The organism is Sporomusa intestinalis (assembly GCF_055383785.1).
The window spans coordinates 1,679,006-1,691,645 of the sequence record NZ_AP042390.1; the positions used below are offsets into that span (position 1 = coordinate 1,679,006).

Genomic DNA, 12,640 nt, shown 5'->3' on the forward strand with positions numbered 1-12,640 from the left:
GAAATAAGTGGCGGACTACCCCTTCCCTGAGAAGGGGTTTCCTTATATACTAATAGTATTAAAAACTTTCAGTCGATGGAGGTAAACCGGTGGAATACAAATACATAGAGCAAAGTCGATTGCCAGCCTGTACCTTTGATGAAGCATTATTTTTCAAGCTGTGGGAGATATTTGGCCAGGATGGAGAATTCCTCTGGCATGCTGTGGTTGGCACCGGTGATGACATCCTGGGCAAGCGAGAAGAACGCTCGACTCAGACGGTTCAAAGCCAGGACGAGCTGATTGCTCTGACTAAATCGTTGTCTCATATTGATCAGTTTTCCCTTACCATTGAAGTGCCGGAAAAAGGCACCATGGCTTTGGCTTTTAAAAATTTTGTTCCTGTCAGTGGCAGAATCATCATCACCGGCCAGGAGGAAAAATGGGTACAGGATCGTTTTGATGCCTGTATAGCCCTGTTCAATGCCAGAAAAAAGGATTTAAACACATTAATTTATACCCGGCTGGGCTTTGGCGTTATTCAAACAGTCATACCGCTGGGCAGTATGTTTGTCGTTGTTATGCTGGCGGCCGGCTTGCTGATTCCCTCGGAAATCAGGCATAGTGAATGGCTGTGGTGGATAACGGCTGCAACCGTTGTTATCACTTTGCGCCTGGCCTATACGGTATCAGATAAGCTTATTTTGTATTGTATGACAAACTACCCTTATATAAAGTGGCAAGAGCGCTAGTAACTAAACTATCAGCCACGCCATTATTCTGCTGTCTTAGAGCTGACAGGCTCCTAGCATAAACGCCCTGCCTGCCGCATACATACTATTGTAGCTGCGGGAGGAGGGAGAAAGATGATTATTAACTTGCGCCGCCTGTTTTATCACCGGAATATCTTTTACAGCATCATTGGCTTGTTTGCGATATCGGCTATGTATGTACAGGTGACAGATGTAATTGCCGGCGGTCCAATGGCTATTGCCGGCACGCGTACCGACCAAAAGGTAATAGCACTTACATTTGACCATTCGTGGGGCAATAAGTTTACACCGTCGATATTAGATACATTACAGAAAAACAATATTAAATCGACATTTTTTATTATGGGGCCATGGGCTACGAAATTTCCGGAAGTAGCCCAGCGTATTGCCAAAGACGGGCATGAAGTGGCAAGCCATGGCTACCGGCATGAAAACTACGGCGACATGTCGCCGGAGTGGGTCAAAGAGGATATCTCAAAAGCTCATGCCCAGATTAAAGAGGTCACCGGTGTTGAGCCACGGCTGCTGCGGCCGCCGAATGGCCACTACAGTCAAAAGTCATTAAAAGTTACCGATGAACTTGGCTACAAAACGATTATCTGGAATGTGGATTCCCTGGACTGGAAAAATCCCGGGCGGGATGTCATTATCGAGCGGGTCATGAAAAGACTTAAACCGGGCGCAATTGTGCTCATGCATGCGTCCGATACGCCTGTACAAACAGCCGAGGCATTGCCGATTTTGATTGAGCGGATTAAGGCCGAGGGGTACACGTTTGTAACTGTCGGCGAACTGCTGGAAAAGTATAGTGATAAAGGGATACAGAGACACTAATATGGCTGAATTCAGAGTGAATTTTCCCCGCGCTTGTGCAATGCCGGCAAAGAGCCGGACATTGCCAGGCGCTGGCGTGATTTCACTCTTTTATTTTTATTCTGGCCGGTCTGCAGGAATTTGGCGATATGTAGCGAAACTGATATGATTGCATAAAGTACCTGGGTTATGCCGATAACTAAAATTACTGGCAGTTCCTGAGTATTTTCTATACATTGCAAGGTATGTGCCTTATATACGACTGCTAACATGTCAGTTGGCACAGACCGGCAGGCCGTACTGGTTACTGCTTGCCAGCCAGCCTATGGCTATGCCTTTTGAGCATGTACCCGGCCGGAATTTGGCCGGTGTGGGTGTATGAGGCCTTAATCCAAATAGCGCTAATTAGAGGAGGATTCCACGTGACGACAGGAAATCAGGAAATGATTTTAGTTATGGATTTTGGCGGCCAATACAGCCAGCTAATTGCCAGACGAATCCGCGAATGCGGGGTTTATTGCGAAATAGTTCCTTTTAATACCAGTATTGAAAAAATCCGTCAGCTGGCACCCAAAGGCATTGTTTTTTCGGGTGGTCCGTCAAGTGTATACGGCGACGATGCGCCTAAATGTGACCCGCAGGTATTTGAGATTAACCTACCGGTGCTGGGAATTTGTTATGGTATGCAGTTGACGGCCCATACGCTAGGCGGCAAAGTGGCCCATGCCACCTCCCGGGAATACGGCAATACCCGCCTGCATGTCGATAAAAATGAGGGCATATTTGCGGATATCAAACCTGAGACACAAGTGTGGATGAGCCACGGTGATTATATTGCCGAACCGCCGCCCGGATTTTCGGTTACGGCTCACACCGGCAGCACCCCGGTAGCGGCTATGGAAAACAGCAGCAGGGGGATTTACGGCGTGCAGTTTCACCCGGAGGTAGTCCATACTCCGGAAGGAATGAGAATGCTCAAAAACTTTTTATTCAATATTTGCCGCTGTGCCGGTAACTGGAATATGGGTTCTTTTGTTGATCAGGCAATTGCCAGGATTAAGGCCCAGGTTGGCAATAAACGGGTATTGTGCGCCTTAAGCGGCGGGGTGGATTCCTCCGTTGCGGCCGTTTTGGTGCACCGGGCGATCGGCGATCAGCTGACCTGCGTATTTGTTAATCACGGCTTTTTGCGCAAAGGCGAGGCCGAGCAGGTTGTTAGAACCTTCCGGGACGGCTTTAAAATGAATTTGGTGTATGTAGACGCTGTTGACCGCTTTATGGCGCGTCTGCACGGCATCACCGAACCGGAGGAAAAACGCAAGCTCATTGGTGAGGAATTTATCCGGGTGTTTGAGGCCGAAGCCGCTAAATTAGGCGAGATCGACTATCTGGTGCAGGGGACGTTATATCCGGATGTTATTGAAAGCGGCACAGCCACAGCCGCTGTCATCAAGAGCCATCATAATGTGGGCGGTTTGCCTGAAGATATGAAGTTTGAGCTGATTGAGCCGCTGCGGGATTTATTTAAGGATGAAGTGCGGGCTTTAGGCCTGGAAATCAATCTGACAGAAGACATTGTTTATCGTCAACCCTTTCCGGGGCCTGGCCTGGCAATCCGGATTATTGGCGAAATCACGGAAGAGCGGCTGGAGATTCTGCGTGAAGCCGATGCCATTGTTTATCAGGAAATTAAACAGGCCGGTCTCTACCGCAAAGTCTGGCAGTCATTCGCTGTCCTGCCGGCGATGAAAAGTGTCGGGGTTATGGGCGATGAACGGACTTATGCCTATACGGTTGGCCTGAGAATTGTGGAAAGCGAAGACGGCATGACGGCTGACTGGGTGCGTCTGCCCTATGAAGTCCTTGATGCGATCTCGCGGCGCATTGTCAATGAAGTCAAAGGGGTAAACCGGATTGTTTATGATATTACCTCCAAACCACCGTCTACAATCGAGTGGGAATAAGATAAGAAAAACCCGTAAGGCTAGCTGCTCCGCTTTTGGGGCAGCTTTCCGTTTGCTGAGAGCAAGGTAAAGGCAAGGTAAAGCTGGCCGGCAGACCGGGCGGTGTTGATAAAGGAGGCAAGAAATGAGTAAAACTGCAAAATGTATGAAGTGTGGAACCGTATTTGATGCTGAGGTAACCGTATTGAGACCAATAGGTGACGGTGGCTATCTGGCATGTTGTCCTAAATGCGGTAGTACGAATGTTTATTATCTGGATGACTTCCCCAGCGACGAGGAGAACTCCTGGCGAGGATTTTGAGAAGGCAATGAATTGTTCCGTTGTGGATGAAAGTAGCGCATGGTGTAAGTTGTTTATATGCTTAGTAATAATTTAAATCGCATGGGAAAAAGTAAACAGGTAAAAAATATGGCTGGCTGATAGCCAGCCATATTTTTTTTTAGGCAGGAAGGAGAAAAAACAATGTGTGTAGAATAAAATGAATTAGAATATGCTAATTAAAATTATGAGCTTAATTAGCATATGTTATTTTTGAAAACGCTGTTATAGAACCGGCAATTTACCTAGATCTGGTATCGAAACCTTAGGGTGATAAAGTATTTATGGGAAAGGGTAGTGAGGTATGGCTAAGTTTGTATATCTATTCAAAGAAGGAAAAGCAGAGATGAAAGCCCTTCTGGGTGGTAAAGGGGCCAACCTGGCTGAGATGACCAACATTGGTCTGCCTGTACCGCCGGGAATGACCATTACCACTGAAGCTTGCACTGAGTATTATCGTCTGGAGCGCAGATTGCCTGAGGGACTGATGGCAGAGGTTAAGCATAACTTACAAATTATTGAGGAACAGGCCGGCAAGAAGTTTGGCGATATTGCCGATCCATTGTTGGTATCGGTACGTTCAGGGGCGATGTTCTCCATGCCGGGAATGATGGATACTATCCTGAATCTGGGCCTTAATGATGTAACCGTACAGTCGGTGGCCAGAAATACCGGCAATGCCCGCTTTGCTTATGATGCCTACCGGCGTTTTATCCAAATGTTCAGCGACGTTGTGCTGGAGATTCCGAAATATGATTTTGAAGATTTACTGCATAATCAAAAAGAAGTTCAGGGTGTTCAATACGACCAGGAGCTTACTGCCGAATCGTTGCAAATCATTATTGACAACTATAAGAAATTAGTATTGGACCGGACCGGCCGCCCCTTCCCGGAGGATCCGATGGAACAGCTGACTTTGTCGGTGGAGGCGGTGTTCCGCTCCTGGAACAACGACCGGGCGATTATCTACCGCAACCTGAATAAGATTGACCATGACCTGGGAACTGCGGTTAACATTCAATCAATGGTATTTGGCAATATGGGCAACGACTCAGGTACCGGCGTTGCTTTTACCCGTAATCCCTCAACTGGTGAAAATGTACTATATGGTGAATTTTTGACAAATGCCCAGGGCGAGGACGTAGTTGCCGGCATTCGCACCCCCCGGCCGATTGCACAGCTGCAAGATGAGATGCCGGAGCTGTACAACGAGTTTGTCCGGATTGCCCGCTTGTTAGAGAGCCACTATAAGAATATGCAGGACATTGAATTTACCATTGAACGGGGCCGCCTGTATATACTCCAGACCCGCAATGGCAAACGGACAGCCCAGGCCAGTGTCCGCATTGCTTATGAATTAGCCAGCGAAGGCTTAATAACCAAACAAGAGGCCCTGTTACTGGTTGATCCGGGCCAGCTTGACCAATTACTCCACAGGCAGATTGACAGTCAGGCAGAACTTAATGTGATTGCCAAAGGATTGCCGGCATCGCCGGGAGCCGCTTCCGGGCAGGTCGTATTTGACTCCGATGAGGCTGAACGTTTGGCTAAAACCGGTAAGAAAGTGCTGCTGGTGCGTACGGAAACGACTCCTGATGATATTCATGGCATTGTTGCTGCCCAGGGTATCCTGACAAGCCGCGGCGGCATGACCAGCCATGCCGCTGTGGTCGCCCGGGGCATGGGCAAACCTTGTGTCTGCGGTTGTGAAGCCATCCGGATTGATTATATTAAAGAAGAATTCAGTGTTGGCGCTGTTGTTATTAAGAAGGGGGAGCTTGTCTCTATCGACGGGGCAACGGGCAGAGTAATTCTAGGTCAGGTACCGATGAAAGACCCGGAAATTTCAACTGAATATACGACCCTGCTGACCTGGGCGGATGAAGTGAAGTACCTTGGGATCCGGGCCAACGCCGATACCCCGGAGGATGCCAGAAAAGCGCGGCAGTTTGGCGCGACAGGCATTGGTTTGGTCAGAACAGAGCATATGTTTATGGGTCAGGACCGGCTGCCTTATGTGCAGCAAATGATTTTGGCTGAGACCCTGGAAGCAAGACAGGAGGCTTTGACTTATCTGTTGCCAATGCAAGAGGGGGATTTTTACGGTATTCTGCAGGCAATGACTGGCTTTCCGGTAACTATTCGCCTGTTGGATCCGCCATTGCATGAATTTCTCCCCAGTCTTGAGGATTTGCTGATAGAAACCACTGAACTGAGAGTAACCGGAGAAAATCCGGCTCTGCTGGAAGAAAAATTGCAATTGCTGAAAAAAGTGCGCAGCCTGCACGAGTTCAACCCGATGTTAGGACATCGGGGCTGCCGGTTGGGAATCACCTTCCCTGAAGTTTATGAGATGCAAATCCAGGCTATTTTTAATGCGGCAGCCCGCTTAACACAAGAAGGCCTGAAAGTTTTGCCGGAGGTTGAAATTCCACTGACCATTGACGTCAGCGAAATGAAATTCTTTAAAACCAGAATAGACAATATTGCGGCAGCTACGATGGCAGGTTATCATGTCAAATTCCACTACTCTGTGGGCACAATGATTGAACTGCCACGGGCCTGCGTTATCGCCGGCGAGCTGGCCGAGTACTGTGATTTCTTCAGCTTTGGTACAAACGATCTAACGCAAACAACCTTTGGCTTTAGCCGCGACGATGCGGAGGGAAAATTCTTACCCCACTATCTTGAAAGAAAAATCCTGAAAGAGAATCCTTTTATCTCCATTGATCAAAAAGGTGTCGGCAGCCTGATGGATATGGCCGTTCAGGGCGGCCGCAGGACCAAACCTGATTTGGAAATCGGCATTTGCGGCGAACATGGCGGCGAACCGACTTCGATTGCTTTTTGTCATAAGGTTGGGCTAAACTATGTCAGTTGCTCACCGTATCGCGTGCCTATTGCCAGACTGGCTGCCGCGCAAGCCGCAATCAGTGAAGGGGAAATCATCGGCACAAGGTAATTAGAGTATAAAGAGGATCGCTCTAAAAAATATACCTCCAGGTGCGAAGCGGTGCACCTGGAGGTATATTAATGCCAGTAAATACAAATAGTAAACTTATTGACATAGTAATGAACTATGTGCTACTATAAGTAGGTCACTATTGAGAACGACAAAATATTCCAAAATACCTGCTTATATTTTTATTATGGAATAGTGAATTTGAAAAGATATATTGACACGGTGATTTGCACGTGATAATATATAAAAGCTGTCGCATTCCAGCGGCAGGCAAAACACATTAGCGCATCCATGCGCGTCGGTCCCGGGCAGAGCGTATCGTCCATGATACGCCCGTGACACTAGCGCATCCATGCGCGTCGTTCCCTGAAAACTGAACAATGTAAAGAAATGCATCATAAAAGCCAGATGTGCGGTGTGCTGCCATGCAGCACAACCAACAACAATTTTGATTGAATTGAGCCGATAAAACGGCTTCAATATATATAGTCGCAAGACTATGAACTTTATTGGAGAGTTTGATCCTGGCTCAGGACGAACGCTGGCGGCGTGCCTAACACATGCAAGTCGAACGGAGTAGTTAGCAATAGCTACTTAGTGGCGAACGGGTGAGTAACGCGTAGACAACCTGCCTCTCAACTGGGGACAACACCGCGAAAGTGGTGCTAATACCGAATGTGGTATCTTGGTTGCATGACTGAGATAAGAAAGGTGGCCTCTCAAAGAAGCTACCGTTGAGAGATGGGTCTGCGTCTGATTAGCTGGTTGGTGAGGTAACGGCTCACCAAGGCGACGATCAGTAGCCGGTCTGAGAGGATGAACGGCCACACTGGGACTGAGACACGGCCCAGACTCCTACGGGAGGCAGCAGTGGGGAATCTTCCGCAATGGACGAAAGTCTGACGGAGCAACGCCGCGTGAGTGAAGAAGGCCTTCGGGTCGTAAAGCTCTGTCGTTTGGGACGAACGTATCCTATGTAAATAATATGGGGTAATGACGGTACCAAAGGAGGAAGCCACGGCTAACTACGTGCCAGCAGCCGCGGTAATACGTAGGTGGCAAGCGTTGTCCGGAATTATTGGGCGTAAAGGGCGTGTAGGTGGCCTGGTAAGTCGTGTGTCTAAGTGCGAAGCTCAACTTCGTATGGGCGCAGGAAACTGCCAGGCTTGAGTGCAGGAGAGGAAAGTGGAATTCCCAGTGTAGCGGTGAAATGCGTAGAGATTGGGAGGAACACCAGTGGCGAAGGCGACTTTCTGGACTGTGTCTGACACTGAGGCGCGAAAGCCAGGGGAGCGAACGGGATTAGATACCCCGGTAGTCCTGGCCGTAAACGATGGGTACTAGGTGTAGAGGGTATCGACCCCTTCTGTGCCGGAGTTAACGCAATAAGTACCCCGCCTGGGGAGTACGGCCGCAAGGTTGAAACTCAAAGGAATTGACGGGGGCCCGCACAAGCGGTGGAGTATGTGGTTTAATTCGACGCAACGCGAAGAACCTTACCAGGGCTTGACATTGAGCGAAAGGTCTAGAGATAGATCCCTTACCTTCGGGTAACGCGAAAACAGGTGGTGCATGGCTGTCGTCAGCTCGTGTCGTGAGATGTTGGGTTAAGTCCCGCAACGAGCGCAACCCTTATCCTTTGTTGCCAGCGCGTAAAGGCGGGAACTCAAGGGAGACTGCCGCAGAGAATGCGGAGGAAGGCGGGGATGACGTCAAGTCATCATGCCCCTAATGTCCTGGGCTACACACGTACTACAATGGGCTTAAACAAAGCGAAGCAAACCTGCGAAGGCAAGCAAAACGCAGAAACAAGCTCTCAGTTCGGATCGGAGGCTGCAACTCGCCTCCGTGAAGTCGGAATCGCTAGTAATCGCAGGTCAGCATACTGCGGTGAATACGTTCCCGGGCCTTGTACACACCGCCCGTCACACCACGAAAGTCAGTCACACCCGAAGCCGGTGGGGTAACCAGAAAAGGAACTAGCCGTCGAAGGTGGGGCCGATGATTGGGGTGAAGTCGTAACAAGGTAGCCGTATCGGAAGGTGCGGCTGGATCACCTCCTTTCTAGGGATAAGCAGAGAACCAGGTTTTTAGGAGCGAAAGCGACGCGGAAACCTGAGTGAATCGCTTAGTTCTGAGCGCAAGCGAAGAACATCATTAAGCGAGCTCTATTCCAGGTCGGTACATTTGGCAGATGCAGGAAATACTAGACGCACCATATGCGGTGGCTGTAGTAAATCCATTTACATTGTTTGGTTTTGAGGGAATGCTTTTGTTAGCAAAAGTTACTTGTTGAAACATACAGGCAACGATGATAACCTAGATATTCCTGAAAACAAGATATCCAGTGACGATAGCTGTGGGGTTCCACCTGTTCCCATACCGAACACAGAAGTTAAGCCCACAAACGCCGAAGGTACTTGGCTGGAAACGGCCCGGGAGATTAGGAAGTTGCTGGTTTTGATGAACACAGTTGTGTTCATCAGTTTAACATGTTCTTTGAAAACTGCACAGAAGAAAGCAAAGTAAAAGTACCTCTCATATGCAAATATGTGAAGTAACTTAACGAAGCGCAATTAGGATTTATTTTAACAAAACTTAAAACTGAGCGCAAGCTAAGTTTAAGTTGAGGCGGAGACTGGCTAGAAGGTGCCATATGCTAGGCGCCCCGGAAACCCGAGCCGTGCCGCGTACTCGCGTACGCAAACAATCGGGTTGAGGAGCAACAACGCAGATGGCGGCTTATAGACAGTCGGAGCTAGAAGTCAAGTTAGTAAGGGCATACGGTGGATGCCTAGGCGCCAAGAGCCGAAGAAGGACGCGGTAAGCTGCGAAAAGTCATGGAGAGCCGCAAGCAGGCCCTGATCCATGAATATCCGAATGGGGGAACCCAGTGGTGGTCATGCACCATTACCCGGCGTAAGTCGGGAGGTAAGCCGGGGAACTGAAACATCTAAGTACCCGGAGGAAAAGTAATCAAACGAGATTCCCCAAGTAGCGGCGAGCGAACGGGGAAGAGCCCAAACCGGTTGAGAGGTGAGAGGCGGGAAGTTGGAAGTGAGATTTAAATGAGAGAATTTGCAGAGCAAATTCCAACAAGAACTCACCTCTAGCATCTAACTTCTCACATCTCAATCGGGGTTGAGGACCGGCGGAAGTTTCGTCAGGCCTAGCCGAACTACCTGGAAAGGTAGGCCGCAGAAGGTAACAGCCCTGTAAGCGAAAGGCAGAGCGAAATGGCCGGAATCCAGAGTACCACGGGACACGAGGAACCCTGTGGGAAGCAGGGGGGACCACCCTCCAAGGCAAAATACTCGAGGCGACCGATAGCGCATAGTACCGTGAGGGAAAGGTGAAAAGCACCCCGGGAGGGGAGTGAAAAAGAACCTGAAACCGTATGCCTACAAGCAGTCGAAGGCCCGTAGGAGGCTGACGGCGTGCCTATTGAAGAATGAACCGGCGAGTTACAATATCCAGCAAGGTTAAGTGGAAGACACGGAGCCGAAGCGAAAGCGAGTCTAAAAAGGGCGAAAGTTGGATAGTGTAGACCCGAAACCGCAGTGATCTATCCATGGCCAGGTTGAAGCGCAGGTAAAAATGCGTGGAGGACCGAACCCGTGAGCGTTGAAAAGCTTTGGGATGAGTTGTGGATAGGGGTGAAATGCCAATCGAACGCGGAGATAGCTGGTTCTCCCCGAAATAGCTTTAGGGCTAGCCTCAGGAAGTAAGTACAGGCGGTAGAGCACTGATAGGGCTAGGGGCCTAATGGGTTACTGAACCTTGTCAAACTACGAATGCCTGTAGTGGAATCCTGGGAGTCAGACTACGAGTGATAAGACCCGTGGTCAAGAGGGAAACAGCCCAGACCATCAGCTAAGGTCCCCAATGCCGTACTAAGTGGCAAAGGATGTGGAGATACAAAAACAACCAGGATGTTGGCTTAGAAGCAGCCACCATTAAAAGAGTGCGTAATAGCTCACTGGTCGAGTGTCGCTGCGCCGAAGATGTCCGGGGCTAAAGTACGGAACCGAAGCTATGGCATGTCGAAGGACATGGGTAGGGGAGCGTTCTATACCCAGAGAAGGTATACCGTAAGGAGTGCTGGAGAGTATAGAAGTGAGAATGCCGGTATGAGTAGCGAAAAGACAAGTGAGAATCTTGTCCACCGAAAGCCTAAGGATTTCTGAGGAAGGATCGTCCGCTCAGAGTCAGTCGGGCCCTAAGCCGAGGCAAAAAGCGTAGGCGATGGACAACTGGTAAATATTCCAGTACCACCTAGGATCGTTTGAGCGAAGGAGTGACACAGGAGGGCAGGCAAGCGCGAGGATGGAAAATCGCGTCTAAGCTTGTAGGGTGCATCACAGGCAAATCCGTGATGCTGGAACCTGAGGAGTGATGGGTAGCTGTTAGAGATAATGGCGAAATTGCTGATCCCAGACTGTCAAGAAAAGCTTCTAGTGAGAGACTAGGTGCCCGTACCGTAAACCGACACAGGTAGGCGGGGAGAGAATCCTAAGGTGCGCGGGAGAACCCTCGTTAAGGAACTCGGCAAAATGTCCCCGTAACTTCGGGAAAAGGGGAGCTTGTAAACCGTGTAGACCAGAAGCGGTCGAAGCGGGAATGAGTTGCAAAAAAGAGGCCCAAGCGACTGTTTACCACAAACACAGGTGCCTGCTAAAGCGAAAGCTGACGTATAGGTGCTGACACCTGCCCGGTGCCGGAAGGTTAAGAGGAGAGCTTAGCGCAAGCGAAGGTTTGAATTGAAGCCCCGGTAAACGGCGGCCGTAACTATAACGGTCCTAAGGTAGCGAAATTCCTTGTCGGGTAAGTTCCGACCCGCACGAAAGGTGTAACGACTTGGGCACTGTCTCAACGAGGGACCCGGTGAAATTGAAATACCTGTGAAGATGCAGGTTACCCGCGACTGGACAGAAAGACCCCATGGAGCTTTACTGCAACCTGACATTGAGTTTTGGTAAATGATGTACAGGATAGGTGGGAGACTAGGAAGATAGGACGCAAGTCTTGTTGGAGTCAATGTTGGGATACCACCCTTTATTTACTGGAGTTCTAACTCAAGGAGTAACGAAACTGAGGACAGTGTCAGGCGGGCAGTTTGACTGGGGCGGTCGCCTCCGAAAGAGTAACGGAGGCGCCCAAAGGTTCCCTCAGCGCGGATGGAAATCGCGCGAAGAGTGTAAAGGCAGAAGGGAGCTTGACTGCAAGACAGACAAGTCGAGCAGGGACGAAAGTCGGGCTTAGTGATCCGGTGGTACCGAGTGGAAGGGCCATCGCTCAACGGATAAAAGCTACCCTGGGGATAACAGGCTAATCTCTCCCAAGAGTCCATATCGACGGGGAGGTTTGGCACCTCGATGTCGGCTCATCACATCCTGGGGCTGAAGTAGGTCCCAAGGGTTGGGCTGTTCGCCCATTAAAGTGGTACGTGAGCTGGGTTCAGAACGTCGTGAGACAGTTCGGTCCCTATCCATCGCGGGCGTAAGAGACTTGAAGGGAACTGCTCCTAGTACGAGAGGACCGGAGTGGACGGACCGCTGGTGTACCAGTTATCCCGCCAGGGGTAGAGCTGGGTAGCTACGTCCGGAAAGGATAAACGCTGAAAGCATCTAAGCGTGAAACCAGCCTTAAGATGAGGTCTGTCATTCGTAAGAAGTAAGGCCCCTTGGAGAAGACAAGGTTGATAGGCCAGGAGTGGAAGTGGAGTGATCCATGGAGCGGACTGGTACTAATAGGCCGAGGACTTGACTTTAAGCAGCGAACCAACTTGCCGCGAGCGAGAGCGAAACGGGAAGTTGTGTGAGTCGCTTAG

At 49.7% G+C, this 12,640-nt stretch carries 5 protein-coding genes and 3 rRNA genes; all 8 read left to right on the forward strand.

Features of this window, described 5'->3' with window-relative positions; genetic code table 11:
• Positions 1-89 precede the first annotated feature (89 nt).
• Entirely contained in the window at positions 90-731 is a 642-nt protein-coding gene (locus ACZ481_RS07575; protein ID WP_464769556.1) for a hypothetical protein, read from the forward strand.
• Between the two features lie 114 nt (positions 732-845).
• Entirely contained in the window at positions 846-1,586 is a 741-nt protein-coding gene (pdaB, locus tag ACZ481_RS07580) for a polysaccharide deacetylase family sporulation protein PdaB (protein WP_464769557.1), read from the forward strand.
• 422 nt (positions 1,587-2,008) lie between these two features.
• Complete coding sequence (gene guaA, locus ACZ481_RS07585; protein ID WP_464770594.1) at positions 2,009-3,529, forward strand: glutamine-hydrolyzing GMP synthase; 1,521 nt, start codon at positions 2,009-2,011, stop codon at positions 3,527-3,529.
• A 124-nt stretch (positions 3,530-3,653) separates the two neighbouring features.
• The gene (locus ACZ481_RS07590) at positions 3,654-3,830 is read left to right on the forward strand and encodes an FmdB family zinc ribbon protein (RefSeq protein ID WP_464769558.1); all 177 of its coding nucleotides are present in this window, start codon (positions 3,654-3,656) and stop codon (positions 3,828-3,830) included.
• A gap of 322 nt (positions 3,831-4,152) precedes the next feature.
• The gene (gene ppdK, locus ACZ481_RS07595) at positions 4,153-6,810 is read left to right on the forward strand and encodes a pyruvate, phosphate dikinase (RefSeq protein ID WP_464769559.1); all 2,658 of its coding nucleotides are present in this window, start codon (positions 4,153-4,155) and stop codon (positions 6,808-6,810) included.
• 506 nt (positions 6,811-7,316) lie between these two features.
• A 16S ribosomal RNA gene (locus ACZ481_RS07600) occupies positions 7,317-8,874 on the forward strand.
• Positions 8,875-9,153: 279 nt separating this feature from the next.
• Positions 9,154-9,270, forward strand: a 5S ribosomal RNA gene (rrf, locus tag ACZ481_RS07605).
• 303 nt (positions 9,271-9,573) lie between these two features.
• Positions 9,574-12,580 (forward strand): 23S ribosomal RNA (locus tag ACZ481_RS07610).
• Together the 16S, 23S and 5S rRNA genes form the textbook arrangement of a ribosomal RNA operon.
• Positions 12,581-12,640: the final 60 nt, after the last annotated feature.

What these genes read in the sequence shown, in the direction of transcription:
- guaA (WP_464770594.1), top strand. Translation starts at nt 2,009, where the DNA reads ATGATTTTAGTTATGGATTTTGGCGGCCAATACAGCCAGCTAATTGCC.
- ACZ481_RS07590 (WP_464769558.1), top strand. Translation starts at nt 3,654, where the DNA reads ATGAGTAAAACTGCAAAATGTATGAAGTGTGGAACCGTATTTGATGCT.
- ppdK (WP_464769559.1), top strand. Translation starts at nt 4,153, where the DNA reads ATGGCTAAGTTTGTATATCTATTCAAAGAAGGAAAAGCAGAGATGAAA.
- pdaB (WP_464769557.1), top strand. Translation starts at nt 846, where the DNA reads ATGATTATTAACTTGCGCCGCCTGTTTTATCACCGGAATATCTTTTAC.